The sequence below is a fragment of the Gordonia aurantiaca genome (assembly GCF_039939235.1).
Lineage (GTDB): Bacteria > Actinomycetota > Actinomycetes > Mycobacteriales > Mycobacteriaceae > Gordonia.
Window position 1 is genome coordinate 269,304 of record NZ_JBDUUF010000002.1, and the last position, 26,776, is coordinate 296,079.

A 26,776-nucleotide genomic window follows, 5' to 3' on the forward strand; every position below is an offset into this window, starting at 1 on the left:
GACCCGGTCGCGGGCGAGAGCAGTGGCGGTTGCCGGTTCTCAGTAGCGACCGAAGGCGAGCGCCACGTTGTGCCCACCGAAGCCGAACGAGTTGTTGATCGCGTAGTCGATCTGGCCGTAGCGGGGCTCACCGTGGACGACGTCGATGTCGCACTCCGGATCCTGGTTCTCCAGGTTCAGGGTGGGCGGGATGACGCCTTCCTCGACGCTCTTGACCGTGAGGACCGACTCGAGCGCACCCACCGCACCGATCGAGTGTCCGAGTGCGGACTTCGGCGCGTACACCGCGGCATGCTGGCCGATGGCGGCGACGATGCCGGCCGCCTCCGCCGTGTCGCCGATCGGGGTCGACGTCGCATGCGCGTTGATGTGGGTGATGTCCGACTTCTGCAGACCGGCGGTCTGGAGCGCACGGGTCATGGCACGGGCGTTGCCCTGGCCAATCGGGTCCGGCGCAACCAGGTGGAAACCGTCGGAGGTGATGCCGGCGCCCAGCAGACGTGCGTGGATGTGCGCACCGCGTGCCCGGGCATGCTCCTCGCGTTCGAGGATCATCATGGCCGAGCCCTCGCCGAAGACGAAGCCGTCGCGGTCCTTGTCGAACGGGCGCGAGGCGGCCTTCGGGTCGTCGTTGCGGGTGCTCATCGCGCGCATCATCGAGAACGCGGCGATCGGCACGGCGTCGATGTGGCCCTCGACGCCACCGGTGACGACCATGTCGGCGTCACCCATGACGATGTGGCGCCACGCGTGTGCGATCGCCTCGGCGCCCGACGAGCAGGCCGAGACCGGTGTGATGACGCCGGCGCGAGCACCGACGTTGAGGCCGACGACGGCGGCAGGTCCGTTGGGCATGGCCATCGAGACCGCGAGCGGAGACACCTTTCGGTAGTTCCCGGTGGTCTCCATGGCCTGGACGGCGTCGACCATCGCGTCGGCGCCACCCTGCCCGGTGCCGATGACCACGGCCAGACGGTCCGGATCGACCTCCGGTTCGCCGGCCTGGGCCCAGAGACGCTTGCTCATGACGTGAGCGATGCGCTCGACGTAGGCCATACGGCGTGCCTCGACTCGACTGACCTCTGTGGCCGGGTCCTGGAGCAGACGACCGCCGATGCGCACCGGCAGGTTGTACTTCGTGATGAAGTCGTCGGTCAGCTCGCGGATGCCCGACTCACCCGCAAGCAGGTTCTTCCACGTCGAGTCGAGATCCTCGCCGAGCGAGGTGGTCGCCACCATCGAGGTGACGACCACGCTCGGGAAGTTCCCACCCAGCGTCGAGTAATCGCGGAGGGAGGGGGAGCTCATCAGTTCTGGTCTGCCTCGACCTGGGCCTTGATGGCAGCAGCAGCTTCGGGGTTCTCGGCCTCGAGCTTCTGGATGTACGCAACGGCGTCACCGACGGTGCGCAGGCCGGCCAGATCCTCGTCCGGGATCTTCACGCCGTACTTGTCCTCGGTCTGGACGGCGATCTCGACCATCGACAGCGAGTCGATGTCCAGGTCGTCGACGAACGACTTCTCGAGGGTCACCTCGGACGGCTCGATGCCGGTGACTTCCTCGATGATCTCGGCGATGCCGGCAATGAGTTGTTCCTGGGTGGCAGCCACTGTGTGGTTCCCTTTCCTGTTTTCGAATGATGAAAATTCCGGAGCGGCGGATCCGAGGGGCCCGCGCGCTTGGACACACCGGCGTCTGACGACGCCGACATTCCGGGGGTCGCGGACCTATCCGCGACCGCTATCCAAGTCCGTTGATCTTCTCGATGTCGCCGGGCTCCTTGAGGGCCAGCGACGGGGTGCCCTTGAGCTCGCGCTTGGCGATTCCGACGAGGGTGCCCGCCGGGGGCAGCTCCACCACGGCGGTGGTGCCGTGCTCGCGCTGATACGCCGAGCAGAGATCCCAGCGGACCGGCTTGGTCACCTGGCCCACCAGTTTTGTCAGTGCATCGGCGCCGTTCGTTACAGGCCGTCCGTCGGAGTTCGACAGCAGCGTGCGGTCGGGGTCCGACGGGGTGATCTTCGCGGCGGCCGCGGCGACCGCGTCCTGGGCCGGGGCCATGTAGTGCGTGTGGAACGCGCCGGCGACCGCGAGCTTGCGGATGCGGGCCTTCTCCGGCGGGTTCGCGATGAGCTCGTCGATCTTGTCGACGGCGCCGGCCGCGACGATCTGGCCGAACGCGTTGCGATTGGCCGGGACGAGCTCGAGCTCCTCCAGACGCGCGAGCACGGCGGCCTCGTCGCCGCCGAGGACGGCGGCCATCGTGGTGGGCTCGAGCGCGCAGGCCTTCGCCATCTCCGCGCCGCGGATGGCGGCGAGGGTGACGGCCTCGTCGGCGGAGATCACGCCGGTGATGGCCGCGGCGGCGAGCTCGCCGACGGAGTGGCCGGCGACGACGGCGTCCGCGGGCAGGTCACCGTTGCGCTTGCGGAGCTCGTCGAAGGCGAGGAGCGCGGCCACGACGACCAGCGGCTGGGTCACCGCGGTATCGGTGATCTCCTCCGCGGTGGCGGTGGTGCCCAGGCGCTCCAGGTCCAGTTGCGTGAGCTTGGACCACGTCGCGATCTGGTCGCGCGCGCCGGGCAGATCGAGCCACGGCACGAGCATTCCGGGTGTCTGGGATCCCTGTCCGGGAGCAAGCAACGAAAGCACGTGACCAGAGAACACCGTTTGGGCCGCCCGTGTGGGTGTAGAGAAGCATGAACCTTCAGAGACCCTTTTGTAGGGTTCCCACAAAAATGATCGAACTGGCACCCGCTTCGTAATCGGCCCGAGATTCGTTACAGAATCGTGTTCTCAGCGTCCCTATCAGGGAAAACATAGAATCGGACATGTTACGCATGTGACTCATGTGGCAGAAGACTGCGTTTTGTGTCGTAAGTGTGTCAGACGACCAACAGTCGTCGCGATTCGTAGTACGTATGCGTCGCGCGGGTTGGTTGGATCACGTCCTGTGATTTCTGCAATTTTCTTCAGTCGGTACCGGACGGTATTTGGATGTATGTACAGAACCCGCGCGCAGGACTCGACCGAGCCCCCGGAGTCCAGATACGCCTCGAGGGTCGTGGTGAGCGAGGAGCCGCCCTCGGACAACGGGACGACGAGTGATTCGACGAGCGCGGTCATCGCCGACTCGTCTCCGTTGAGTGCCCGTTCCGGCAACAGTTCGAGGCTGTGCACCGGACGCGGGGCACTCGGCCAGCCCGCCACCGCCTCGATGGCGGCCATCGCCTCGGCCGCGCTCGTGTGCGCACTCCCGAGATTGGGCATCGTGGGTCCGATGACGACCGGGCCGTCGGCGAAGTGCTCCAGGAGTGCGGAGATGAAGGTCTCGTTGGGTTTGATGGGGCCGCTGACGATCGCCACCAGCAGCGACCCCTGCACCACCGACAGGGCGGAGCGGTCGTACTGACGGGCGGTGTTGTGGATGGCCAGCGGCACCGAGACGTTCTGCTCGGGCGGTGGGGTGCCGACGAAGACGGTGGCCGGCGCGTCGGAATCCCAGTTCAGGGCTGCGGCCCGGGACAGCAGCTGCGGTCCGGTGTCACCGCGGACCACCGCGTCGACGACGAGCGCCTCGAGACGGGAGTCCCAGGCGCCGCGTGACTCCGCGGCCGAGGCGTAGATGGCGGCCGCGGCGAAACCGATCTCACGGCCGTAGCGCAGGACCGCCTCGGTCAGGGCCCGGAGCTGCTCGTCGTTGCGGGCCAGCAGCGGCAGCCACTTCTCGAAGAACTCCATCGCCACGCGGACCATCTCGACGGTCTGCAGCAGCGAGATCCGGCGGGCCAGGTCCTGGGGGACCACCTGGAACGCCTGAACGGTGAACTTGACGTTGCCCTCGGGGTCCTGGATCCATTCGACGAAGTTGACCACCGCGGTCTGGACCACCAGCTGCACGCTGGCGCGCTGGGCGGCGTCGAGGTCGCCGAAGTAGGGCAGTTGTTCCTGCATCGAGTGGACGGCCTCGGTGGCGAGGCGTCCGCTGTACTGCTTGACGCGCCGCAGCAGGGTGTCGGGCAGCGCGTCGTGCACGGTGGCGGGGGCCGGGACATGGGCACCCCGCTCACCGAACACGTCAGCCGGTGGTGTGGTGGGCTGATTCACGCGCGCGTCGGACACGACCTCAATCTAGACCCGCCGTGCCCGACGCGGTGTGAACGATCAGGCCACGCCGGGATCGCTGGTCTGCTCCGGCGCCGCCGCGACATCGTCGATCCGGTACTTCTTGGCCGCCTGATCGGCCACCGACAGGTCGATGTGACCGTCACGGGCCAGCGTGAGCAGCACCGCGACGACGATCGACTCGGCGTCGACGTTGAAGAACCGGCGCGCCGCCGGGCGGGTGTCGGAGAAGCCGAACCCGTCGGTGCCCAGGGTCAGGTATGTGCCCGGCAGGTACGCCCGGATCTGCTCCTGGACTCCGCGCATGTAGTCGCTGACGCCGACGAACGGGCCGGCGGTGTCGGCGACCAGCTCGGTGAGGTACGGCTGCTCTGCCGCGCCGCCCGGGTTGAGCACCTGTTCGCGGTCGATGCGGATGCCGTCGCGGGCCAGCTCGCTCCACGAGGTGATCGAGTAGACGTTCGCGCCGACGTTCCACTCCTCGGCGAGGATCTCCTGCGCGCGCAGGGCGTCGGGCATGGTGACACCCGAGACCAGGATGTTGGCCGGGTACTGCTTGCCCTCCGGGGCCTTCTTGTACAGGTAACCGCCCTTGGTGATGCCCTTCGGGTCGAGCCCCTCCGGCATCGGCGGCTGGTGGTACGGCTCGTTGTAGACGGTGATGTAATAGAAGATGTCCTCGGGGTTCTCCCCGTACATCCGCCGCAGACCGTCGTCGACGATATACCCGAGTTCGTAGGCGAACGCCGGGTCGTAGGCGACGACCGCCGGGTTGGTCGCCGCGAGCAACGGCGAGTGGCCGTCGGCGTGCTGCAGACCCTCACCGGTCAGCGTGGTGCGTCCGGCCGTCGCGCCGATGACGAAGCCGCGGGCCATCTGATCGGCCGCCGCCCAGAAACTGTCGCCGGTGCGCTGGAAGCCGAACATCGAATAGAAGATGTACAGCGGGATCATCGGCTCGTCGTGCGTCGCGTACGACGTGCCGACCGCGGCGAAGCTCGCCGCCGATCCCGCCTCGTTGATGCCCTCGTGCAGGATCTGGCCGTCGACGGCCTCCTTGTAGGCGAGCATCAGGTCGGCGTCGACCGATGTGTACAGCTGGCCGTTGCGGTTGTAGATCTTCAGCGTCGGGAACCACGAGTCCATGCCGAAGGTGCGGGCCTCGTCCGGGATGATCGGCACGATCCGCTTGCCGATCTCCTTGTCGCGCAACAGGTCCTTGAAGATGCGGACCAGTGCCATGGTGGTCGCGACCTGCTGCTTGCCAGACCCCTTCGAGGTGGTCTTCAACGCCGACGAGGTGTCCGGCTTGAGGACCTTGCTGGTCGAGGTGCGCCGGCTCGGCAGGAAACCACCGAGGGTCTTTCGGCGGTCGAGCATGTACTCGATCTCCGGGGCGTCCATGCCGGGGTGGTAGTACGGCGGCAGGTACGGGTCCTTCTCGAGCTCGGCGTCGGAGATCGGGATGCGGGTGCTGTCGCGGAAGGCCTTGAGGTCCTCGAGCGTCAGCTTCTTCATCTGGTGGGTGGCGTTGCGACCCTCGAAGTGCTTGCCGAGGGTGTAGCCCTTGATCGTGTGCGCCAGGATGACCGTCGGCTGGCCCTTGTGGGCCATCGCCGCGGCGTAGGCGGCGTAGATCTTGCGGTAGTCGTGGCCACCGCGTTTGAGGTTCCAGATCTCCGCGTCGGACAGGTTCTTGACGAGTTCCTTGGTGCGCGGGTCACGGTTGAAGAAGTGCTCGCGGACGAAGGCGCCGTCATTGGCCTTGTAGGTCTGGAAGTCGCCGTCGGGCGTGGTGTTCATCAGGTTCACCAGTGCGCCGTCGCGGTCGGCGTGGAACAGTGCGTCCCACTCGCGGCCCCAGATCACCTTGATGACGTTCCAGCCGGCGCCGCGGAAGAACGACTCCAGCTCCTGGATGATCTTGCCGTTGCCGCGCACCGGGCCGTCGAGGCGCTGCAGGTTGCAGTTGACGACGAAGGTGAGGTTGTCGAGACCCTCCGCCGCGGCGAAGCTCGCGAACGCGCGCGACTCCGGCTCGTCCATCTCGCCGTCGCCGAGGAACGCCCAGACGTGCTGGTCGGAGGTGTCCTTGATGCCGCGGTCGTGCAGGTAGTGATTGAACCGGGCCTGGTAGATCGCGTTCATGGGCCCGAGACCCATGGACACGGTCGGGAATTCCCAGAACTCCGGCATCAGCCGCGGATGCGGGTACGACGGCAGGCCGCCGCCCAGGCCGGCGTGGCTGCGTTCCTGGCGGAAGCCGTCGAGGCGGGCCTCGTCGATGCGGCCCTCCAGGAAGGCGCGGGCGTAGATGCCGGGGGAGGCGTGGCCCTGGATGAAGATCTGGTCGCCGCCGCCGGAGTGGTTCTTGCCGCGGAAGAAGTGGTTGAAGCCCACCTCGTAGAGCGACGCCGACGAGGCGTACGTCGAGATGTGGCCGCCCACACCGACTCCCGGCCGTTGGGCGCGGTGCACCATGATCGCGGCGTTCCAGCGGATCATCTGGCGGAAGCGCCGCTCGACCTCCTCGTCACCGGGGAACCACGGTTCGGCCTCGGTGGGGATGGTGTTGACGTAGTCGGTGGACGTGAGTGCGGGGATCGAGACGCGCTTCTCCGCGGCGCGCTCGAGCATCCGCAGCAACAGATAGCGGGCGCGGCCGGGGCCGGCGTTCTCGATCAGGGCATCGAACGAATCCAGCCACTCGGTGGTCTCTTCGGGGTCGATGTCCGGTAGGTACGACGCGACCCCCTCGCGGATGACGCGGACACGCTGTCCACTCGACGCGGCGCGGGGGAACGGGTCTGCGGAGCCGGCGTGTTCGCTGGGAATGGTGTCCTGCGGCGCGCGGTCCAGTTGGTCGGTCACGGTTATGCCTACTCCCTCTGACAGGCCGGATTCGGGGTGGTGATCCGGCTGCATGGTGTATGACACCGCAACCCCTTTGCCGTGCGGTGTCACCCCTCATCGTGCCCCATGTGAGTTCTGTTGGCACCGGGTGGATCTCTGTAGGCTGTCCCGATCGCAATGCCTGTTGTAGCGTCCATCCGGGGCTACTCACGAGTAGGGGGAGATCATGCTGGGCACAGGGGAGGCCATGCCCGGCCGCAGGGGACTTCGGGGGGTCCGCACGTTCACGACGATCGGCATCACATTCGGGGGGATGATGCTGTCGGCGTGCACGTCCACGGTCGAGGGAACGGGGTCGGCGGCGCCGGGGGAGGTCGCCGCGTATCGGTCGGAGTTGTCGGTGTCGGCGGCCGAGCGGATTCGCGCCGAGGGCGTCGAACTCTGCCGCGAGGCGATGTCGTCGATGGTCGTGATGGTGCGCGGCTACAACGCCTTCATCGCCAGGCTCAACACCACCCACTCCTATCCGGCGGTGGGGGACCTCGACGACAAGGCGCGCGCCGGCCTGATCGCGGGCGCCGATCGGATCCGGCCCAGGCTCACCGAGACCGCGCCGGCCGAGGTGGTCACGCCCGCCCGCACGTTCCTGGAGACGACGGCCCGGCTGGAGAACGCGATCCGACGACAACTGCGCGTCGAACTCAATCCGGTGGCCGGACAGTGGACGCGCGACAAGCAGAAGCTGCTGGAGGTGTGCGCCGCGTACACGCCGTTGCCGGCGGCGTCGTCGGCGACACCGCGGTCGGAGGCGTCGCGGTCGGAGGCGTCGTCGAGTCCGGCGCCGAGCAGTACAGCACCGACGAGTCCGGGTCGATGACGTTCCGTGGTCATGACCGTCCGGGAGAAACGCCCGAAAACCCCGACGTGGGTCGGCTTGCAATGTGAGGCTTTAGGCTGTTCCCTATGCTGACAGGCGAGTTGGCGTACGGAGACTCTCGCAGCCACGTACGAACCGGCGACGAACGCAACGTCCCATCACCCTCAGGAGGTCACGCGCGGTGGTAGCCGCCACAGACGGTACCGGCAACAATGCCCAGAAGCTGGGCTTGAAAGCCGGCTTGGTCGTGCAGGAACTCGGCTGGGATGAGGACACCGACGACGATCTCCGGGCTGACATCGAGGACCTGATCGACGGCGAGATGCTCGACGAGGACGCCGACGACGTCGTCGACGTGGTCATCCTCTGGTGGCGCGACGGCGACGGGGACCTCGTCGACGCGCTGATGGACGCCATCGGGCCGCTCGCCGAGGACGGCTACATCTGGGTGTTCTCGCCGAAGACCGGTCGCCCCGGATATGTCGATCCCAGTGAGATCGCGGAGGCCGCGCCGACCGCGGGCCTGACCCAGACGTCGGCGATCAGCCTCGGGGACTGGTCGGCCGCGCGGCTCGTCCAGCCGAAGGCGCGCGCGGGCAAGAAAGCATGAGCGAAGCCTTCCCCACCGGACCGCTGAAGGTCGGTGACCGGGCTCCCGACTTCGAGTTGCGGGATCAGAACAACCAGTTGGTCTCCCTGTCGTCGCTGCGGGCAGATCGCAACGTGCTCGTCGTGTTCTTCCCGCTCGCCTTCACCGGCACCTGCCAGGGCGAGCTCGGGTACATCCGCGACCAGCAGCCGCAGTTCTTCAACGACGACGTCACCACCGTGACCGTCTCCGTCGGCCCGTCGCCCACGCACAAGGTGTGGGCGTCGGCGCAGGGCTTCCTGTTCCCGCTGCTGTCGGACTTCTGGCCGCACGGCGAGGTCGCCAAGGCCTACGGCGTGTTCAACGAGGAGCGCGGCTACGCCAACCGCGGCACGTTCCTGGTGAACCGCGACGGCGTCATCGTCTTCGCGGACATGGTCGGGCCGGGTGAGATGCGCGACAGCTCCGTCTGGGACAAGGCGCTGGCCGCGATCGGCTGAGGTCGTCGCGGGTTCATGGCCGAGAGTTGCGCCGGGCGCGGTGTGAGGCCATGTCCCGGGCCCGTGATGATCACGAGCCCGGGCGCGCCGCAAACGAGCTTCTGCTGATGTTGGTGCGCGCAAAGGGATTCGAACCCCTGACCGCTGGTGTGTAAGACCAGAGCTCTACCGCTGAGCTATACGCGCCCGGAGCGTCGGTGGTGACACTCGCGTCAACGAATGTAGCGGCTGGACGACGATCGCCCAAAACGGCTCCCCTCACCGGGTCCTTTGGCGGGCTCCGGGTCGGTCCGGGTGCAGGTGTGTGCCCGGTGCGAGCCCGACGCTCACCGTGACAGACAGGGGCAGTTCGGTCCGCGTGGCGGCGCGAAACGCCCCGGCTCCCTTACCCGAAGATCGGCGGCAGCGCGAGCACCATGATGGCGCCCCAGATGACGTGGGTGATCGCAGGAGCCAGGACGCCGGCGGTGCTGCGGCGCAGGATCGCGCAGACCGTGCCCAGGATCGCCCCGGCGAAGCCCAGCATCACGTTGCCGCTGGCCATGGTGACCAGCACGTAGATCACCGTCGAGATCAGCACCGGGTTGTGCGGGCGGGCGGCGGAGTAGACCGAGCCGCGGAAGAACAGCTCCTCGGCCAGTCCGTTGACCAGGGTGATCGCGGTGACGACGGCCAGGCTGCCGTAGTCGGCGAAGGCGAGCACCTGGTTCGCGAGGTCGCTGACCGCGGGGATGAGGCGGGCGACCAGCGCGCCGACGACGAACGCACCCCCCACGGCGAGGCCGGTCACCACACCGAGGCCGACCGCGCCGAGCCGGTCCGGCGGTCTCGAGGCGACCGGGCTGTAGGACCCCAGCCGTAGCGGCCCCGATACGAGGGCTCCGACGGTCCACACGACGGCCATCCCGATGGTCAGCGGGTAGAAGGCCGTGTCGCCGGGTTCCACCCGGAGCGAGACGGCCAGCATCACCGCGCCGAGGATCAGGAACAGGCCGACGATCCAGCGGCGTCGGACGAAATGCGTGCCCGGATCGGGGTCCCGATCCGCGGCGATCGAGTTGTAGAGGTCGCGCGCCAGTGTCGTCACCAGCACTGATCACCACCTTGGTCGGGTCGCCGTTGGGGCGAGCGGTCGAGGCGTACGGGTCGTACGAACGGTCACGTACGGCTGGGCAGGAGCGTTCCGGCGATCCTCGCCGACACCCGCAGGGTGCCACCGATCGTGCCGCCGATGGCGCGTTTGGCCCGCAGCAGGTCGCCGCCGGCCCAGGCGGGGTCGGTGTCGGCGAGGTGGTGCAGGTCGTCGAGTTCGCACACCGGACGCGGATGCGGGGAGCGCACCGATGCCCGAACAGCGTCGCGCATCGGTGTCAGACCGCCCTCGGGCGGTGGGACGAGATCGCGAATCCTGTGCTCGGAGGCCGTCATCGGATGGTTCAGCGACGTCACCAGCTCCTCGGTGAGCGACGACGGAACCGGGACGAACCGGCCGCCGAGCCGACCCGCGAGACGGGTGCTGACCCCGAAGACGGGCAGGCGCAGACGCGGGAACCGGACTGCGGAGATGTACTCGTGGAGGATCGAGATGTAGCGGGCGTGGTCGGGGCCGGCGATGTCGTAGTCGCCCGGCGGCAACGACGGCTCGCAAGCCGCGACCAGGTAGTGGATGGCGTCCCGGATCGAGATCGGGTCCATCTCGTTGGTGATCCACCCCGGCTCCGGGATGACCGGCAGGCGGTCGGCCATGTAGCGGATGATCTCGAACGACGTCGACCCCGCCCCGATGATCACCGCCGCTCGCAACCACACCAGTTCCGGACCGTTCTCGACGGTCAGGCCCTCGGCGACGTCGGCGCGGCTCTGCAGATGCGACGACAGCTTGTCCTCGGCGGGAACGAACCCGCCGAGGTAGACGATGCGGCCGACACCGGCGTCCCGGGCGGACTCGGCGACGTTGCGCGCGGCGTCGCGGTCGGCGTTGGCGAAGTCGACCTGGCCGATGCCGTGGACCAGATAGTAGATCGCGTCGAGCGGTCCGGCCGCGGTGATCGCGCGCTTCACCGACGACGCGTCGTCGGCATCCATCGCCACCTTCGTGACCTTCGACGACCAGCTGAACCGGTCGAGCTTTGCCGTGTCACGGGACGTCACCACGACGTCGTGGCCCTTCTTCAGGAGTGCGCACACCAGTCGGGACCCGACGTATCCGGTCGCCCCCGTGATCAACAGCCTCATGACCCCGACGGTAGAGAAGAATCGGCGACCGGGGCGCAGGCGCAGGTCAGCGCGCTAGGGCCGGGCGTCGATGGCGCGCCGGTAGCGCCGCGCGACCTCATCGTGGTACTCCGCGACCGCGGCGAGTTCGGCGCGGAGTTCGTCGGGTTCGATGACGGTGAAGTCGGCCCCGAAGGCGTACATCCAGCGGGCGATCGAGGTCAGCGAGGTGCTGTAGACGGTCACCTCGCAGGAGTCCTCGTCGCCGGATTCGAGGGTGCCCCAGGACTCGTGGATCATCGGCGCGATCTCCTCGAGCGGGGCGTGGATGCGGACCCGCGCGGTGGCCTGATGTTGCACCGCGCCCAGGCCGCGTTTGACGAACGCCGCCGCGCCGCCGTCGGGGAGATCGCGCGGTGTGAATCGGGGACCGGTCGGTGTCCTGGGTTCCATGCGGTCGACCCGGAAGGACCGCCAGTCGTCGCGGGCGATGTCGAAACCGACCAGATACCAGCGGTTTCCGTTGCGCACGAGGCGGTACGGCTCGACCTCGCGCCGGCTCTCCTCGCCGTCGTTGCGGCGGTAGTCGAAACGCAGGCGTTCGCGTCGATGACATGCGGTGGCGATGTCGGTGAGTCTGTCCGCGGGCACCGCGGTGGTCGGCGCCTCCCGCGGGATCGCCTCGATGCGCAGCGCGTCGAGGCGGTGTCGCAGCCTCGACGGCATGACCTGACGCAGCTTGGCGAGCGCGCCTGCGGAGGCCTCGGCCATGTCGGCGACCGCGCCCGTCGTCACCGCGTCCAGGCCCAGGGCGACGGCGAGCACCTCCTGGTCGTCGAGCAGCAGCGGCGGCATCTCCGCGCCGGCGCCGAGCCGATAACCGCCGCGCACACCGACATTCGCCTCGACCGGGTAACCGAGTTCACGGAGCTTGTCGACGTCGCGCCGCACCGTGCGGGTGGTGATGTCGAGCCGGTCGGCGAGCTCCCTGCCCGACCACTCCCGCCGCTGCTGCAGCAGTGACAGCAACGCGAGCAGCCGGGCCGAGGTTTCCAGCATGGCACCATCCTGCCTCAGGACGCGGACAGGTTTTGTCCTTGTTTCAGCAGGTGATGTACATGGACGGGTCCGATGTGGTGTCGAGCCATTTGCCGTAGGCGTCGCCACCGATCTGGTTGCGCAGCGTGCAGATGTCACCGAGGGTCGGCCCGGCGACGAAGTACACCGCGTAGATGGGATTCCCCTCATCGCTTCGTTGCCTCAACGAGGGGCAGGACTGGTCGGTCCGCAGATAGTTGGAACCCGGGAACCGATCGAGGTACGCCTGTACCTCGGAAGCGTAGGAACCGGGCGAGGTCGCGTTGCCCACGACGACGATCCCCGTGCCGTCGCATGCCGGACGGGACATCGGGACGGACACACCGAGGTCACCGGGTCCGCTGCCGACGGACGGCGCTGCCTGCGTCGTGGTCGGTGGCGGGGTCACCCGGTTCTCCGGGGGCGATGGCTGCGTGGTGGCCTGCACCGGCGGCACCGGGGTCGGCGTGGTCGCGTTCCGGGCGGTTGTGAGCGTGGAAGTGTCACTCACGGCTGCGGTGGATTCGTCGGAGCGTCCGGACAGGACCGCCCAGCCGACGATCCCGGCGCAGATGAGCAAGACGACGACGGTGGCGAGCACGATCGGCAGCACCGGCGATCGACGCTGTGGGGCAGTGGGCCGTGGCCACGCGACGGCGACCATCGTCGGGTCCCATCGGGGTCCGGTCGGGGTCGTGCCGGGACCGGTGACCGCAGTCGGCGCGGCCGGGATCGTATCCGGCGGCGGGACGACGGTCGGCCCTTCGGCGGGAACGACCATCGGCGGTCCGGGAAAGGGGTCGGCCCTGAGGGCCGCCTCGGCATCGGCGACGAGCGTCCGGGCCGATGTCGGTCGCTGTGCCGGGTCCTTGGCCATCCCGCGGGCGATGACGTCGTCCACGGCGGTGCCCAGCCGGGGAGGCGGGAGGGTCAGGTGCGCGGCGATGAGGCGTTCGATGGTGGTCGCCGAGCCGAAGGGATGTGTGCCGGCGAGACATTCGAAGAGCACGCAGGTGAGGGCGTAGATGTCGGCGGGTGCCCCGATCGCCCCGTCGCCGAACCGTTCTGGCGCCATGTACCCGAATGATCCGATAGCGGTGCCGGTGCTGGTGAAGCGCGTGTCCGTGTCTGCCTGTGCGAGGCCGAAATCGACCAGGTATGCGAAGTCGCGGTCGTCGACGAGGATGTTGTCGGGCTTCACGTCTCGGTGATAGAGCCCACCGCGGTGTGCGGCGTCGAGGGCATCGGCGATCTGTCCGACGATCGTGAGCGCCCGCTCGGCCGGTAGCGGTCCGGTCTCGGCCAGGAGGGCGCGCAGATCACGTCCCTCGACGAGGCGCATGTCGATGAAGAGCCGGCCGTCGATCTCGCCCCAGTCGTGGATCGGGATCACGTGCGGGTCGTTGAGCTGTGCGGCGACCCGCGACTCGCGAAGGAACCGGTCGCGGGCGGCCGGATTGTCGGCGATCGCCGGACTGAGGAGCTTGAGCGCGACGACTCGTCCCTTGGTGGTGTCGGTGGCGCGGTAGACCTCGCCCATACCGCCGCGTCCGATGAGCTCTTCGATCTGATAGTGGCCGAGCCGCCGACCGGTGAGATCCGAAGCAGTCACGAGCCAACCCTAGAGGTCCATCACGGGGACCGGGATCGTTCGGAAGCATTTCGACGTCGGTCATGCGGACCAATCGTGTCCGGTGTCCCGGCCCGTGCGTCGGCGGCGTAGGCGTGGCGCGCGCATGGGCCGCCGCCGGTGTTGCTCCTCGGCGTGATGCTTCACCCCGCTAAGGTTGTGCCCGAGTTCACATCAGGGTGAACGCCGATCCACGAGGAGCACGCCCATGCCGACCACGATCCTGCCCAAGGAAGACCTCACCGATGCCCTCATCGCCCAGTGGGCGACGATCGCCGAGGTCGCGGCGGGTCTGAGCGACGAGCAGTGGTCGGCGCCGTCGGTGCTGCCGGGATGGACCAACGCCGACATCGTCGCGCACATCATCGGCACCGAGTCGATGCTCGCCGGTCGCGACGTGGAGGCGTCGCCGACGATCAGCGCACTCGACCACGTGCGTAACCCGATCGGCGAGCTGAACGAGAAGTGGGTCGATCACTTCCGTCCCAAGTCGAAGACCGAGGTGCTCGCGGCTCTCGACGAGATCGTCGGGGCGCGCACCGCGGCGTTGAAGGCGATGTCGCAGGACGAGTTCGAGGCGGACTCGATCACCCCGGCCGGCCCCGACACCTACGGGCGGTTCATGCGCATCCGCGTCTTCGACTGCTGGGTGCATGAGATCGACCTGCGCGACGGCACCGACGGGTCGTCGCCGACCGATCCCGTCCCGACGGCGTGGGCGCTCGACGAGATCACCGCATCGCTGCCGTTCGTCGTCGGCAAGCGCGCCGACGCACCCAAGGGCAGCAAGGTCGTCTTCGACATCACCGGGCTGTCGCCGCGCGTCGTGCGGATCGCGGTCGCCGACCGTGCCGGGGTTGTGGAGGGGTTCGACGGCGGTGACGAGGCCGCGGACGTTCGGCTGCGGATCGATGCGGTGAACCTCGCGCGCTGCGCCGGTGGTCGTCGCGACGCCGACCCGGCGGCCGTCCGGGTCGAAGGGGATTCCGCTCTCGCGCAGGCGATCCTGACGCGGATGAACTACGTGATCTAGTGGAGCGGGGTCACCGGACGACCTTCGCCTTCTGGATCAGCAGGTTCTGCTTCGGCGGGCCCGACTTGGCGCCGGGCTCGAACGGGGTGAACCCGTTGGCGATTATCCTGTCCAGCACCGCCAGACCCGCGGCGTCCATGGTGCCGACGATCGAGAAGCTCAGCGGCAGGACGGTGGGCTGGGCGAGCATGAAGAACGTCGTCGAGCCGGTCGCGCCGCTGTCGGCGGGTAGGTCGAGGATCGCCACGGTGCCGCGCGGATAGGTGACGGTGCGCACGCCGTTCTCGGTGCCGACCGACGGCAGGTTCGTGGGCAGTTCGTCCGGGCTGGTCCAACCGGGATTGGTGCCGTCCCGGCCGGCGATCGCCCCGCAGATCAGGAACTTGTCCGACGCCCGGTGGCACTTGCTGCCGTCGTAGAAACCGGACTCGATCAGTTCCACCATCGCGCCGACGTTGCACGGCGCATCGGCCCGGTCGAGCGTCATGCTGAGCGTGCCCTGCGCAGCGATCGGGATCTCGACGCCCACCGTGCCCTCGTCCGGCTGGGTCGACGGCGGGGGCGGCACCTCGACGCCGCCGACCGCGGACCGGCTCCGATAGTCGCACGACACCGTGCCGGGAGGCATCGGGGCCGGCGACGCGTTCGGGTCCGGCGGGGGACCGTCATCGGAACCGGACAGGACGACCACGATTCCGGTGACCACCAGCGCGATCACGACCACCCCGGCCAGGACGGCGAGCGCGATGTTGCGGCCGGTGTTCGACCTCGTCGGAGGCGTCGGGACGGCGCCCCATCCGTTGGGACCCGAGAACGACTGGCGACCGGACACCGCCTCTGGTCCCGAAAACCGCTGGGGCCCCGAATGCGACTGTGATCCCGAATATGACTGTGGTCCCGAATATGATTGCGGTCCCGAATATGGCTGCGGTCCTGAATATGACTGCGGTCCTGAATATGGCTGCGGTCCTGAATATGACTGTGGCCCAGACGAATACTGCGGCGGTCCCGAATGTGACCGTGGCCCGGAGGAATAATTCTGCGATAACGAAGACGGCTGCGGTCCCGAAGAGGCATCTGGCCCGGAATACGACTGCGGTCCGGACGAGTACCCCGGCCCCGACGCCTGTTGTGCCCGGCCCTGTTGTCCCGAACCCTGTTGTCCCGAACCCTGCGGCCCGGAAACCTGGTGCGGTCCGGCATGTCCCCGGGGATCGGACGGCGACCCGGCGAGGCCCGGTGTCGCGCCGCGCGCCACGGTCGGATCGGAGGTCGATGGTCCGTACGCCGGCCCGCCCTGCGGTGGCGTCGCCGGACGGGCGGGCGGGGGAGTCGCCGACGGTTGCGGCAGTGGCTGCTGCGGCACCACCGTCGGCGGTTCCGTCGGCGCGGGCGCGACCAGGGTGGCACCGGCCGCCAGCGCGTCCTTCGCCGCGCGGATGAACTCGCGTGCCGACGGATAGCGTTGTGCCGGGTCCTTGGCGAGCGCCCGCGCGAACACCGGGTCGAGCGGCCCACCGGTCTGTGGAGGCGGCTGGGTGATGTGGGCGGTCATCAGGCCCTGGTCGGTCTTCGCCGGGAACGGAGTCTGTCCGTGGATGCACTCGAACAGCACGCAGGCCAGTGCGTAATCGTCCGATGACGGGCCGGCCGGCTGGTCACCGAACCGCTCCGGCGCCATGTAGGCGAGGGTGCCGAGCGCGGTCCCGACCTGCGTCAGCTGACTGTCGCCGGTGCCCTGCGCGATCCCGAAGTCGACGAGATAGGCGAAGTCGTCGGCGTCGACGAGGATGTTGTCGGGCTTGACGTCACGGTGCACCAGACCGTCGCGATGCGCGGCGTCGAGGGCCGCCGCGACCTGCCCGAGGATGTCGATCGAACGCTCCGGCGGCAGCGGTCCGGACTCGAGGACCTTGCGCAGGTCCCGACCGTCGACGAGGCGCATGTCGATGAACAGGACGCCGTCCTTCTCGCCCCAGTCGTGGATCGGGATGACGTGCGGATCGGACAGTTTCGCCGCGGTCTTCGACTCCCGTTCGAACCGCTCGCGGAAGTCCTTGTCGTGCACCAGGTGCGGCGGGAGCAGCTTCAACGCGACGCGCCGTTCCCGGACCGTGTCGAAGGCCTCGTAGACCTCGCCCATGCCGCCACGACCCAACAACCTGTCGATGCGGTACGGGCCCAGGGTGGTGCCCGCCCTCGACATCGGATCGCTCACGTGGTCCTCGTTCCCTGACAGCGGCCGTCTGCGCAGCCCCCCGGCGGCGGTGGGTCAACCCTAACGAGTGGGTCGCTCGTTCGTGCATCGAGTACTACGTGGCCCCGCCGGGAGCAGCCGCGCTGCTGCTCCCTCCGACGCGGCCCGTCGCGTTCACCTCGCCGACTCGACGAGCGACCGCACGGTCCGGACGCCGGAGTGTCCGCGTTGTCTACCTGCCCGATGCGACGTCGGCGTCGGTGAGTTCCGGCCCGCGCGCGAACTCCCTCGCCTCGGCCCCGGCGAGCACCTGCGCGGGCAGCGGATCGCTGAGCAGCGTCCGGACCAGGGTCGACGACGGGTCGAGCGGGCCGTCGCTGCCGACGATGACGATGTTGCCGGTGCGCCGGCCCTTGAACATCGCGGCGTCGGCGATGAGCATCAGGTTCTCGAAGGCCGACGCGACGGTCGCCGCCTCCGCGCGGGCCCCGGCGAGGTCGCGGCTGTCGCCGCAGTTGGCCAGGTAGAGGCCACCCGGGACGAGCACGTCCTTCACCGCCGACGTGAATTCGCGGGTCGTCAGGTGTGCGGGCGTGCGGTCGCCGGCGAAGGCGTCGCGCACGATCACCTCGCGGGTGCCCGGCTGCAGTGACGTCACCACCTCCCGTGCGTCGCCCACCCGGATGCGCAGCTTCGGCGCGCGGGGCAGCTCGAACCACTCGCGCACGAGCCGGGCCAGTTCGGCGTCGATCTCCACCGCGACCTGACGGGCGTCGGGGTAGGAGTGATCGATGTAGCGGGCGAGCGCGCACGCGGCGCCGCCGAGGTGCAGCACGCGCAACCGGTCGGAGGGCTGGTGCCGCTCGGCGATGACGGCCGCCATCTGCCGCAGGTACTCGAAATCGAGGACCGTCGGGTCGTCGGGATCGATGTGCGAGCTGTGCGCGCCGTTGACGGTCAGCAGCCAGCCGCCGGCGAAAGGGTCGCGCGCGAGCTCGGCGACGCCGGTGTCGATGTCGTACCGTCCCGGCGACGGTTCCGCGGAAGACCTGGCCACGGACGTCAAGTGTGGCACGGCCGAGATCGGGCCCGGCGTGCGGTCGCTACCATCGCGCGGTGCCCCGAGTCAGGAGTCCCCGAGACAGGAGTCGACGCGGCCGTGCCCTGCGCGCCCTGTCCACCGCGGTCGGCCTCGCCGCCGGATACCTGCTCGACGAGCGGTTCGGCGACCCGCGGCGCGGACATCCGGTGGCGGGCTTCGGGCGGTTCACCAGCCTGTTGGAGAAGCGGATGTACCGCGACTCCAGGGACGCCGGTGCGAAGCTCGTCGCCGTCGCGGCCGGATCCGTCGTGCTCGGTTCGGCCGCGCTGACGCCGCAGGGCGCACTCGGGCGGACCGCGGCCACCGCCGCAGCCACCTGGGTGGCCCTCGGCGGCACATCGCTCTGCCGGGTCGGTGACCAGGTCGCCGACGCGCTCGATGCCGGCGACGTCGACGCCGCACGCGGCCTGATCCCGAGTCTCTGCGGACGCGATCCGAACTCGCTCGACGAGGCGGGCATCGCCCGCGCCGCCCTGGAGTCGATCGCCGAGAACACCTCCGACGCAACGATCGGCCCGCTGTTCTGGGGTGCGGTCGCCGGCGTCCCGGGCGTTCTCGGTTACCGCGCCATCAACACACTCGACGCCATGATCGGCTACCGCAACGAGCGGTACCACGACTTCGGATGGGCGGCGGCCCGTCTCGACGACATCGTCAACCACCTGCCGGCCCGGCTCGGGGGAGCGGTCGTCGTCGCGGTTTCCGGCGCGCCGCGACGGACGTTCACCACGTGGCGCCGAGATGCGTCAGCCCACCCGAGCCCGAACGCGGGCGTCGTCGAGGCGTCGTTCGCCGGTGCGCTGGGCGTGCAACTGGGTGGGCGCACGGTGTACCCGCACGGCGTCGAGATGCGTCCGGTGCTAGGGCGGGGACCGGCTCCGTCGCCGGCCGATCTGCGTGCGGCGGTGGAGCTGTCGCGCCGGGTGCAGCGTGCGACCCTCGCCGTGTGCGTCGTGGGAAGCCTGTTGCGCCCCGTCGGCCGACGCAGCCCACTCAGCCGCCGTAGCGGCGGCTGAGCTTCTCGCTCGCCGTCTCCTCGACGGCCGGGCCCTGCCCGATGTTCCCGACGTGGTGCGTCTCGGTGGTGCCGGCCGCCGCGCGCAGTTCCTCGCGCATGCGGCGCTTGCGCTCGGCGCGTGACTCGTGGGCGGGCGGTGCAGGGGCGGCTGCGGCGGCGACCTTCTCGCCGGCCGTCGATGTCGCAGCCTGCGACTCGGCGCCGCCGGTCGCGTCGGCCTGCTGCGCCGCCGCCGCACGTCGCCGCGACTTGATCTCGGCCCACAGGAAGTACCCGACGCCCAGCGGCGCCATGATCCCGAACGCGAGCCACTGCAGGCCGTAGGACAGGTACGGGCCGCTGTCGAGGTGGGGCAGTGGGATCTCGCCGAGTGCGCCCGGCTGGCCCTTCGACAGCTGTAGGTAGAAGTCGTCCAAGGTGGTCCCGGTCGCCCCCGACACGAGGCCGGGGCTGATCGACGGGACCGTCAGTCGCCCGTTCTCCTCGCCGACGCCGCGATCGGTGCTGACGCCCTCCGCGGCACGGATGCGGCCCGCGATCGTCTGCTCACCGGCCGGCGGCGCCGGAACGTCGGGCACCGCGCCCTCGGTGGGACGCACGAAGCCCCGGTTGACCAGGATCACGCGGTCCGAACCGCTCACCGCGAACGGGGTCAGCACCTCGATGGCGGGGCGTTCGTTGATGTTCCGCAGCCGAACCAGCGCCTGCCGGTCCTCGAGGTAGCGTCCACTGACCGAGACCTCACGCCACTCGGTGGACGGATCGAAGGCCGACGACGGGGCGACCTCGTCGATCGGCGCGGTCTCCAGCGAGGTCGCCGTGCGGATCAGGTCGTTGCGGCGCTCGGTGTCGGAGTTCTTGCCGAGCTGCCACGGAGCCAGGAGTGTGAAACAGGCCACTGCGAACGCCACGACCACGATTCCCAGGGCTATCCACCCGGGTCGGAGGATTGTTCGCAGTACGTGCACAAAGCCCAGGTTACCGAGCGCGGGTACCGTGGCTGAAATGCGAGACTTCGTCTGCTTGAACTGCGGCCAGCGCCTCTCCTTCGAGAACAGCCTGTGCCTGAACTGCCAGAGCCCGCTCGGATTCTGGCTGGAGTCCCGCTCCATCCACGTCCTCGATGACCAGGGGCGCACCGAGGTCGACGGCGTGCTGCTCGAGCGGTGCGCGAACAACAAGGTCGCCCAGTGCAACTGGCTGGTGAAGTGGACCGGCCACGCCGAGCTGTGCCAGTCGTGCCGCCTGACCCGGACGCGTCCCGGCGACGACGACGCCGACGCGATAGTCGCGTTCGGTCAGGCCGAGACCGCCAAGCGCCGCCTCGTCCTGGAACTCGACGAGCTCCGGCTGCCCATCGAGAGCCGGGACGACAATCCGGAGACCGGACTCGCGTTCGATCTCCTGTCGAGTGCGCAGCAGAACGTCATCACCGGGCACGCCAACGGCGTCATCACCCTCGACCTCGCCGAGGGCGACGACGTCCACCGCGAACAGATGCGCGTCGAACTCGCCGAGCCGTATCGCACGGTCCTCGGCCACTTCCGCCACGAGATCGGCCACTACTACCAGCTCGTCCTCATCACCGACGAGCACCGGCCCGGGTTCGAGGAACACTTCGGCAACCCCGACGACGACTACCAGGAAGCGCTCGACCGCCACTACAAGGAGGGCGCGCCCGAGGGCTGGCAGCAGACCCACGTGTCGTCGTACGCGACGATGCACCCGGCCGAGGACTTCGCCGAGACCTTCGCGCACTACCTCCACATCCGCGACACCCTCGACACCGCAGCGGCTTTCGCGATGGCGCCGTCGGGCACGACGTACGACAGCGTGCCGCCGGGCGATGTCGGCTTCGACCGCATCATCAACGAATGGCTGCCCCTGACCTGGGCACTCAACCAGATCAACCGGTCGATGGGTCACCCGGATCTCTATCCGTTCGTGTTGCCGCAGCCGGTGCTCGACAAGATCCGCTTCGTGCACAACCTGGTCGCGCCCATCGACTGACGGACCGGCTGACCGGCGGTCTCCGGCGCTCAGTCGACGCCGAGCTGTTGCCGAACCCAGTCGAGCAGGCCGGGGACCGCGCTCTCGATCTGTTCGCGGGTCGCGACGAAGTCCTCGGTCCCGCCGTAGTACGGGTCGTGGAGATCGAGATCGTCCTCGGGGGCGTCCGGGTCGAACGACCGCAGCAGCCGCGTGCGGTCGCCGAGACGCTTGCGCTCGAGTTCACGCACATGCCCGGAATCCATCGCGACGAACAGATGCGCGTCGAAGTGCTCGGGTCCGAGCAGCGCCGCCACGTGCGCGTCGGAGTAGCCGTTCGCCACGAGTTCGGTGCGGGCTCGGTTGTCGGCCGGTTCCCCGACGTGGAAAGCGGTCACACCACAACTGGTGACGCGCACCTTGCCGCCGAGCCCGGCGTCGTCGAGCGCCGCCCGGAAGATGTTCTGCGCCATCGGTGACCGGCAGATGTTGCCGGTGCACACGAAACAGACGTGTAGTTCCTCAGCCACTGGTCCTCAGCTACCTCAGCTCTGTGCGCCGATGTTGCCGTGGCCCGGTCGCGCCTCACACGCCCAGTACGTCACGCAACTCGGCTGTCGACGACACCGCCCAGGCGGCGTCGCGTTCCTCCCCGTGCAGAGCGTAGCCCCATCGGACGAGGATCGCCGAGATGCCGAAGGCCGCCGCCCCGTGCACGTCGTGGCTCCGGTCGCCGATCATGACCACCGGGGCGGTGACGTGACCGGTGCCGGGATCGACCGGAATGCCCAATTCGGAGACGGCGTGCGCGATCACATCGGACTTGTGCCTACGGGTGCCGTCGTCGCTGGCGCCGGCGATGAACTCGAAGTGGTCGGCGAGTTCGAAATGCTCGAGGATGCGCTGTGCGGTGGTCTGGTTCTTCGACGTCGCGACCGCCATGGTGCGGCCCGCGGCCGACAGGTCCGCGAGGACCGAGTCCATGCCGTCGAAGACCGAGTTCTCCAGCCAGCCGATCTCGGTGTAACGCTCGCGGTAGGCGCGCATCGCCTCGTCGGCGACGGCGGGCTCGAGGCCCAGGCCGTTGAGCGTGTCGATCATCGGGGGACCGGCGATGCCCGCGACGACCTCCGGGTCGGGTTCGGGCGCACCGACCGCGGCGAGGGCGTGCCGGAAGCTGTTGGCGATACCGGCGAAGCTGTCGGTGATGGTGCCGTCGAGGTCGAGGAGCAGAACGGTGTCCGGATGGCGGGGATCTGGCGGCGTCAACACGCGTCCATGGTGCACGTAAGGTCGATGGTCATGACAGTTGGGTGTGACGCGGAACCCACCTTCGGCGGCTTCGACCTGGCGGATCCGGACCGGCACGGCGACCAGGACGTGGTGCCCGGGCTCGTCGACTTCGCGGTGAACGTCCGCGGCACCCCGCCGGACTTCGTGCTCGACGCGGTGCGCGCGGGCCTGGAGGACCTGTCCCGCTATCCGTCGTCCGCCGACGAACGGCGCGCCGTCGACGCGATCTGCGCGACCCACGGGCGCTCGCCCCAGGAGGTGCTGCTGCTGTCCGGGGCGGCCGACGGCTTCGAGATGCTGCCCCGTCTCGGGGTGCGCCACGCTGCGCTCATCCAGCCGTCGTTCACCGAACCGGAGATCGCGCTGCGCGCGTCGGGCGTGCCGATCACCCAGGTGACGCTGTCGGAGCCGTGGACCCTCGGCGATGGTCTGGTCCCGGAGGACGCGGACCTCGTGCTCCTGGGCAACCCAACCAACCCGACGTCGGTGCTGCACCCTCGGGAGGCGATCGAGGCCCTACGACGGCCCGGCCGGATCATCGTCGTCGACGAGGCGTTCGCGGATCTGACCCTCGGTGCCGACGGCGACCTCGAACCGCAGTCGCTGGCGTCGAGCGACTGGCCCGACCTCGTCGTGATACGAAGCGTGACAAAGACGTTCGGTCTCGCCGGGTTGCGGGCGGGGTATCTGCTCGGTGCGCCCGACGTGCTGGCCCGGTTGTCCGCGGGACGTCGTCCGTGGGCGTTGTCGACGCCGGCGCTGGCCGCACTCACCGCGTGCCTGTCCGAGCAGGGACACGCGTACTGCGCGCAGCAGGCGCGACGGGTCGCGGCGGAGCGGGCGTCGATGCTCGACGACCTCGCACGGATCGGGCTCCGGGTGCCCGCCACGCCCGCGGCGCCGTTCGTGCTCGTCGAGGTGTCGCAGGCGACCGAGGTCAAGCGACGCCTCGTCGACCGCGGGTTCGCGGTGCGCAGTTGCGCGAACTTCGTGGGACTCGGCGACGGTCACCTACGGTTGGCCGTGCGCGCCGCGGAACGGGTGCGCGCGTTGACGACAGCGATGCAGCAGGTACGAGAGGAGATGGGAAATGGGTCCCACACCTGAGGGTGTCACCGTCGGCGATGTGGTCGGCGCCGTCGAACGTGCGTATCCGCCGGCGCTCGCCGAGTCCTGGGACGCGGTCGGACTCGTCTGCGGCGACCGGTCCGAGCCGGTGCGCCGGGTGCTCGCCTGCGTGGATGTGACCGACGCCGTCGTGGACGCGGCGGTCGCCGACCGGGCGGACCTGATCGTCGCCCACCATCCGCTCCTCATGCGCGGTGTCACCTCGGTGGCCGCCGACACCGCGAAGGGGCGCATCGTGCACCGGCTGATCCGCAACAGGATCGCGTTGCTGTCGGCGCACACCAACGCCGACAGCGCCCGGCCCGGGGTGTCCGACGCGCTCGCGGACCTGCTCGGCGTCGTCGACACCGCGCCCATCGAACCGAAAGCCGTTGCGCCGATCGACAAGTGGGTCGTGATGGTGCCGGAGGGCAATGTCGAGCAGGTGAGCGAGGCGATGTTCGCCGCCGGCGCCGGCGAGATCGGGGACTACCGCGACTGCATGTGGTCGGTCGTCGGCACCGGCCAGTTCGAGCCGCAGGAGAACGCGTCCCCGGCGATCGGCGACATCGGGATGCGCACCCACGTCGACGAGGCGCGCATCGAGATGGTCGCCGACCGGTCGCTGCGCGGGAAGGTGCTGCTCGCGCTCCGCGACGCCCATCCGTACGAGGAGCCGGCGTTCGACGTCTTCGAACTCGCCGACCTCGACAGCGACGTCGGGCTGGGACGGGTCGGCACCCTCGCCGAGCCGATGACGCTGCGCGACTTGACCGCGAAGGCCGCGAAGGTGCTGCGGACCCCGTGGGGGGTGCGGGCCGCGGGCGACCCCGACGCGGTGGTCAACACGGTCGCCGTGTGCGGCGGCGCCGGCGACTCGCTGCTCGGCCGGGTGCGTGGGCTCGGCGTCGACGTCTACGTGACCGGGGACCTGCGTCACCATCCCGTCGACGAGAATCTGCGGGTCGGCGGGCCGGCCCTCGTCGACGCCGGTCACTGGGCCACGGAGTTCCCGTGGTGCGCGCAGGTCGCGACCCTGCTCGGCGAGCAGCTCGGTCTGGCCGTGACGGTGTTCGACACGCCTACCGATCCGTTCGTGATCCACAGCTTCGGGTGACGCAGAAAACAGCCAGCGAAGACAACAAACCCGGTCGCCGGGACGCGGTGAGCACCCGCGTACGGTTAGGGGACTTCAGAGACAGGAGGCCGCAATGAAAGTCGACGCCGGTGTGCAGCGACTGCTGCTCGATCTCGCGGACTCCGATGCCGAGATCAACCGACTCGAGCATCGCCGCAAGAACCTTCCCGAGGACGCCGAGATCGCCGAGATCGACAAGGCGATCGATGCCGCCCGCGATGACCTCGTGCGCGCGGAGATCTCCGCGGAGGATCTCGGGCGCGAGTACCGCCGCATCGAGTCCGAGATCAAGGGCATGACCGATCGCGAGGCCAAGGACTCCAAGCTCCTGGCCTCCGGCGGACTCGCCCCCAAGGCGCTCACCGAACTGCAGCACGAACTTAACAGCCTCGGTCGCCGCAAGGCCGTCCTCGAGGACGAGATGCTGACACTGATGGAGCAGCAGGAGGCCGTGGAGGCCGAACGCAACCGCGCGTCGGCGACCATCGCGCATCTCGAGGAGAAGCTGGCCGCGACGCGCGAGAGCCGGACGAAGAGCCTCGCGACCATCGACGAGGACCTCGCGCACGTCCGCGAACGCCGTGCGGGCCTCGCCGCCGAGATCGACGCCGACCTGCTGGCGATCTACGAGAAGCAGCGCGCCAACGGTCACATCGGCGCCGGCCTGCTGCGTGCCCGTCGATGCGGTGCCTGCCGCATGGAACTCGACCGCGGCACCATCGCCAAGATCAGCGCCGCACTGTCCGACGAGGTCGTCCGCTGCGAGGAGTGCGGCGCGATCCTCGTGCGCACGGCCGAATCCGGGATCTGAGCAGTGAGCGCCGAGACCGCCGACACCGCCGACACCGCTCCCGACGCCGCCACCCCGAGCAAGAAGGCGCCGTCCTGGCAGGGCCAGCGCAGCGCGCCGACCCGGTTCATCCTGCTCCGCCACGGCCAGACCGCGCTGTCGGTGGAGCGGCGCTACTCCGGGCGCGGCAACCCGGAGCTGACCGAGGAGGGGCTGCGTCAGGCCCGGGCCGCGGCGCAGCGCGTCGCTCGTGAGGACGGCATCTCCGCGATCGTCACGTCGCCGCTGAGCCGTGCCCGGGCGACCGCAGAGGAGGTCGCCGCGCTGACCGGCGTCGACGTCGTCGAACATCCTGGGCTGATCGAGAACGACTTCGGCGAGTGGGAGGGCCTCACCTTCACCGAGGCCGCCCAGAGACATCCGGAGATCCATCGCAGGTGGCTGTCGGACGTCACCGTCCCGGCGCCGGGCGGGGAGAGCTTCGCCCAGGTCGCCGAGCGGGTCGCCGAGACGAAAGCCGATCTGCTGCAACGCTACCCGGGACAGACGATCGTGCTCGTCTCGCACGTGACGCCGATCAAGTTGATGCTGCGCGAGGCACTGGGGGTGGGGCCGGAACTGCTGTTCCGTCTCCATCTCGACCTGGCGTCGGTGTCGATCGCCGAGTTCTTCCCCGACGGCGGGTCGGTCGTGAAGCTCGTCAACGACGCGCAGCACTGGCGCTGAGACCGCTCACGTACCGGTTCCCGGCTGCCGTATCCTGGGAGCGCGAACGAGTCGGCCGGGCGGCCGCGGTGGGCGGAACGGGCGGAAGGCCGTCACGCCGCCCATCGAGGAAAGTCCGGACTCCACAGAGCAGGGTGGTTGCTAACGGCAACCCGGGGTGACCCGCGGGACAGTGCCACAGAGAACAGACCGCCGGCCGCGAGGCCGGTAAGGGTGAAACGGTGCGGTAAGAGCGCACCAGCGGCGTGGGTGACCGCGTCGGCTAGGTAAACCCCACCCGGAGCAAGGCCGAAGCACGCACCGCTCGCGGTGCGTGTGCGCGGGCGTCACGAGGGCTGCTCGCCCCAGTCCGCGGGTGGGCCGCTCGAGGTACCCGGTGACGGTGTGCCCAGATGGATGGTCGCCGCCCGCGATGACCGAGAGGTCGCGCGGGTACAGGATCCGGCTTACGTGTCGGCTCGTTCGCCTCGGGTCCCCGGTCGTCCGCGGTTGCGGGGCCCGGGCGCGCACGCGCGCTA

The 26,776-nt window shown here is 69.3% G+C and carries 24 protein-coding genes, 1 tRNA gene and 1 other RNA gene; 11 read left to right on the forward strand and 15 right to left on the reverse strand.

Annotated features, from left to right (window positions below; all coding sequences use genetic code 11):
• Nucleotides 1–39 precede the first annotated feature (39 nt).
• The 5 genes from ABFT43_RS06250 to aceE form a co-directional block, all read right to left on the reverse strand.
• Nucleotides 40–1,308, reverse strand: a complete 1,269-nt coding sequence (locus ABFT43_RS06250; RefSeq protein WP_347959509.1) for a KasA/KasB family beta-ketoacyl-ACP synthase — start codon at nucleotides 1,306–1,308, stop codon at nucleotides 40–42.
• Nucleotides 1,308–1,610 carry a meromycolate extension acyl carrier protein AcpM gene (gene acpM / locus ABFT43_RS06255; RefSeq protein ID WP_006902387.1) on the reverse strand — a complete coding sequence of 101 codons (303 nt, stop codon included), beginning with the start codon at nucleotides 1,608–1,610 and terminating at the stop codon, nucleotides 1,308–1,310. Before acpM ends, ABFT43_RS06250 begins: the two co-directional genes overlap by 1 nt.
• A 130-nt stretch (nucleotides 1,611–1,740) precedes the next feature.
• Complete coding sequence (locus tag ABFT43_RS06260) at nucleotides 1,741–2,652, reverse strand: ACP S-malonyltransferase (protein WP_347959510.1); 912 nt, start codon at nucleotides 2,650–2,652, stop codon at nucleotides 1,741–1,743.
• 195 nt (nucleotides 2,653–2,847) lie between these two features.
• A complete protein-coding gene (locus ABFT43_RS06265) occupies nucleotides 2,848–4,122 on the reverse strand; it encodes a PucR family transcriptional regulator (RefSeq protein ID WP_347959511.1) in 1,275 nt (424 codons plus the stop codon).
• A gap of 42 nt (nucleotides 4,123–4,164) precedes the next feature.
• The gene (gene aceE / locus ABFT43_RS06270; protein WP_457590112.1) at nucleotides 4,165–7,050 is read right to left on the reverse strand and encodes a pyruvate dehydrogenase (acetyl-transferring), homodimeric type; all 2,886 of its coding nucleotides are present in this window, start codon (nucleotides 7,048–7,050) and stop codon (nucleotides 4,165–4,167) included.
• A gap of 154 nt (nucleotides 7,051–7,204) precedes the next feature.
• On the opposite strand from aceE, the gene ABFT43_RS06275 reads away from it, so the two are divergent.
• From ABFT43_RS06275 to ABFT43_RS06285, 3 genes are all read left to right on the forward strand, one after another.
• Nucleotides 7,205–7,855 carry a hypothetical protein gene (locus ABFT43_RS06275; protein ID WP_347959513.1) on the forward strand — a complete coding sequence of 217 codons (651 nt, stop codon included), beginning with the start codon at nucleotides 7,205–7,207 and terminating at the stop codon, nucleotides 7,853–7,855.
• A gap of 181 nt (nucleotides 7,856–8,036) precedes the next feature.
• Nucleotides 8,037–8,465: a DUF3052 domain-containing protein gene (locus tag ABFT43_RS06280; protein WP_347959514.1), complete on the forward strand. Its 429-nt coding sequence runs from the start codon at nucleotides 8,037–8,039 to the stop codon at nucleotides 8,463–8,465.
• Complete coding sequence (locus ABFT43_RS06285) at nucleotides 8,462–8,944, forward strand: peroxiredoxin (RefSeq protein ID WP_347959515.1); 483 nt, start codon at nucleotides 8,462–8,464, stop codon at nucleotides 8,942–8,944. The genes ABFT43_RS06280 and ABFT43_RS06285 overlap by 4 nt, the downstream gene beginning before the upstream one ends.
• A 111-nt stretch (nucleotides 8,945–9,055) precedes the next feature.
• Here ABFT43_RS06285 and ABFT43_RS06290 read toward each other — a convergent pair.
• The 5 genes from ABFT43_RS06290 to ABFT43_RS06310 form a co-directional block, all read right to left on the reverse strand.
• Nucleotides 9,056–9,130, reverse strand: a tRNA-Val gene (locus ABFT43_RS06290).
• 199 nt (nucleotides 9,131–9,329) lie between these two features.
• Entirely contained in the window at nucleotides 9,330–10,037 is a 708-nt protein-coding gene (locus ABFT43_RS06295) for a CPBP family intramembrane glutamic endopeptidase (protein WP_347959516.1), read from the reverse strand.
• Nucleotides 10,038–10,102: 65 nt separating this feature from the next.
• Nucleotides 10,103–11,179: an NAD(P)H-binding protein gene (locus ABFT43_RS06300; RefSeq protein WP_347959517.1), complete on the reverse strand. Its 1,077-nt coding sequence runs from the start codon at nucleotides 11,177–11,179 to the stop codon at nucleotides 10,103–10,105.
• 54 nt (nucleotides 11,180–11,233) lie between these two features.
• Entirely contained in the window at nucleotides 11,234–12,217 is a 984-nt protein-coding gene (locus tag ABFT43_RS06305; RefSeq protein WP_347959518.1) for a helix-turn-helix transcriptional regulator, read from the reverse strand.
• Nucleotides 12,218–12,260: 43 nt separating this feature from the next.
• The gene (locus tag ABFT43_RS06310; RefSeq protein WP_347959519.1) at nucleotides 12,261–13,847 is read right to left on the reverse strand and encodes a serine/threonine-protein kinase; all 1,587 of its coding nucleotides are present in this window, start codon (nucleotides 13,845–13,847) and stop codon (nucleotides 12,261–12,263) included.
• 226 nt (nucleotides 13,848–14,073) lie between these two features.
• Between ABFT43_RS06310 and ABFT43_RS06315 the strand changes: the two genes are divergently transcribed.
• Nucleotides 14,074–14,898 (forward strand): maleylpyruvate isomerase family mycothiol-dependent enzyme, encoded by an 825-nt coding sequence (locus ABFT43_RS06315; protein ID WP_347959520.1) that lies wholly within the window; start codon nucleotides 14,074–14,076, stop codon nucleotides 14,896–14,898.
• Nucleotides 14,899–14,908: 10 nt separating this feature from the next.
• Here the strand turns inward: ABFT43_RS06315 and ABFT43_RS06320 are convergent, their stop codons facing one another.
• Nucleotides 14,909–17,116 (reverse strand): protein kinase domain-containing protein, encoded by a 2,208-nt coding sequence (locus tag ABFT43_RS06320; RefSeq protein WP_347959521.1) that lies wholly within the window; start codon nucleotides 17,114–17,116, stop codon nucleotides 14,909–14,911.
• A gap of 211 nt (nucleotides 17,117–17,327) precedes the next feature.
• A complete protein-coding gene (locus tag ABFT43_RS06325) occupies nucleotides 17,328–18,152 on the reverse strand; it encodes a spermidine synthase (RefSeq protein ID WP_347959522.1) in 825 nt (274 codons plus the stop codon).
• Nucleotides 18,153–18,268: 116 nt separating this feature from the next.
• On the opposite strand from ABFT43_RS06325, the gene ABFT43_RS06330 reads away from it, so the two are divergent.
• Nucleotides 18,269–19,213 carry a cobalamin biosynthesis protein gene (locus ABFT43_RS06330; protein WP_347959748.1) on the forward strand — a complete coding sequence of 315 codons (945 nt, stop codon included), beginning with the start codon at nucleotides 18,269–18,271 and terminating at the stop codon, nucleotides 19,211–19,213.
• Here the strand turns inward: ABFT43_RS06330 and ABFT43_RS06335 are convergent.
• Nucleotides 19,191–20,183 (reverse strand): SURF1 family cytochrome oxidase biogenesis protein, encoded by a 993-nt coding sequence (locus ABFT43_RS06335; RefSeq protein ID WP_347959523.1) that lies wholly within the window; start codon nucleotides 20,181–20,183, stop codon nucleotides 19,191–19,193. The genes ABFT43_RS06330 and ABFT43_RS06335 overlap by 23 nt on opposite strands.
• A gap of 37 nt (nucleotides 20,184–20,220) precedes the next feature.
• Between ABFT43_RS06335 and ABFT43_RS06340 the strand changes: the two genes are divergently transcribed.
• Complete coding sequence (locus ABFT43_RS06340) at nucleotides 20,221–21,225, forward strand: zinc-binding metallopeptidase family protein (RefSeq protein WP_347959524.1); 1,005 nt, start codon at nucleotides 20,221–20,223, stop codon at nucleotides 21,223–21,225.
• 29 nt (nucleotides 21,226–21,254) lie between these two features.
• Here ABFT43_RS06340 and ABFT43_RS06345 read toward each other — a convergent pair whose 3' ends face one another.
• Nucleotides 21,255–21,734, reverse strand: a complete 480-nt coding sequence (locus tag ABFT43_RS06345; protein WP_347959525.1) for a low molecular weight protein-tyrosine-phosphatase — start codon at nucleotides 21,732–21,734, stop codon at nucleotides 21,255–21,257.
• Between the two features lie 55 nt (nucleotides 21,735–21,789).
• The gene (locus ABFT43_RS06350; protein WP_347959526.1) at nucleotides 21,790–22,476 is read right to left on the reverse strand and encodes an HAD hydrolase-like protein; all 687 of its coding nucleotides are present in this window, start codon (nucleotides 22,474–22,476) and stop codon (nucleotides 21,790–21,792) included.
• A 30-nt stretch (nucleotides 22,477–22,506) separates the two neighbouring features.
• Here ABFT43_RS06350 and cobC point away from each other — a divergent pair, with 30 nt between their 5' ends.
• From cobC to rnpB, 5 genes are all read left to right on the forward strand, one after another.
• Complete coding sequence (gene cobC, locus ABFT43_RS06355; RefSeq protein WP_347959527.1) at nucleotides 22,507–23,604, forward strand: Rv2231c family pyridoxal phosphate-dependent protein CobC; 1,098 nt, start codon at nucleotides 22,507–22,509, stop codon at nucleotides 23,602–23,604.
• Nucleotides 23,588–24,721: a Nif3-like dinuclear metal center hexameric protein gene (locus tag ABFT43_RS06360; RefSeq protein ID WP_347959528.1), complete on the forward strand. Its 1,134-nt coding sequence runs from the start codon at nucleotides 23,588–23,590 to the stop codon at nucleotides 24,719–24,721. Before cobC ends, ABFT43_RS06360 begins: the two co-directional genes overlap by 17 nt.
• Nucleotides 24,722–24,815: 94 nt before the next feature.
• The gene (locus ABFT43_RS06365) at nucleotides 24,816–25,553 is read left to right on the forward strand and encodes a zinc ribbon domain-containing protein (RefSeq protein WP_347959529.1); all 738 of its coding nucleotides are present in this window, start codon (nucleotides 24,816–24,818) and stop codon (nucleotides 25,551–25,553) included.
• A 3-nt stretch (nucleotides 25,554–25,556) separates the two neighbouring features.
• Complete coding sequence (locus tag ABFT43_RS06370; protein WP_347959530.1) at nucleotides 25,557–26,258, forward strand: histidine phosphatase family protein; 702 nt, start codon at nucleotides 25,557–25,559, stop codon at nucleotides 26,256–26,258.
• Between the two features lie 47 nt (nucleotides 26,259–26,305).
• Nucleotides 26,306–26,723: RNase P RNA component class A (rnpB, locus tag ABFT43_RS06375), an RNA gene on the forward strand.
• Nucleotides 26,724–26,776: the final 53 nt, after the last annotated feature.

What these genes read in the sequence shown, in the direction of transcription:
- ABFT43_RS06250 (WP_347959509.1), bottom strand. Translation starts at nt 1,308, where the DNA reads ATGAGCTCCCCCTCCCTCCGCGATTACTCGACGCTGGGTGGGAACTTC.
- aceE (WP_457590112.1), bottom strand. Translation starts at nt 7,050, where the DNA reads ATGCAGCCGGATCACCACCCCGAATCCGGCCTGTCAGAGGGAGTAGGC.
- ABFT43_RS06275 (WP_347959513.1), top strand. Translation starts at nt 7,205, where the DNA reads ATGCTGGGCACAGGGGAGGCCATGCCCGGCCGCAGGGGACTTCGGGGG.
- ABFT43_RS06285 (WP_347959515.1), top strand. Translation starts at nt 8,462, where the DNA reads ATGAGCGAAGCCTTCCCCACCGGACCGCTGAAGGTCGGTGACCGGGCT.
- ABFT43_RS06300 (WP_347959517.1), bottom strand. Translation starts at nt 11,179, where the DNA reads ATGAGGCTGTTGATCACGGGGGCGACCGGATACGTCGGGTCCCGACTG.
- ABFT43_RS06305 (WP_347959518.1), bottom strand. Translation starts at nt 12,217, where the DNA reads ATGCTGGAAACCTCGGCCCGGCTGCTCGCGTTGCTGTCACTGCTGCAG.
- ABFT43_RS06315 (WP_347959520.1), top strand. Translation starts at nt 14,074, where the DNA reads ATGCCGACCACGATCCTGCCCAAGGAAGACCTCACCGATGCCCTCATC.
- ABFT43_RS06340 (WP_347959524.1), top strand. Translation starts at nt 20,221, where the DNA reads ATGCGAGACTTCGTCTGCTTGAACTGCGGCCAGCGCCTCTCCTTCGAG.
- cobC (WP_347959527.1), top strand. Translation starts at nt 22,507, where the DNA reads ATGACAGTTGGGTGTGACGCGGAACCCACCTTCGGCGGCTTCGACCTG.
- ABFT43_RS06360 (WP_347959528.1), top strand. Translation starts at nt 23,588, where the DNA reads ATGGGTCCCACACCTGAGGGTGTCACCGTCGGCGATGTGGTCGGCGCC.
- ABFT43_RS06365 (WP_347959529.1), top strand. Translation starts at nt 24,816, where the DNA reads ATGAAAGTCGACGCCGGTGTGCAGCGACTGCTGCTCGATCTCGCGGAC.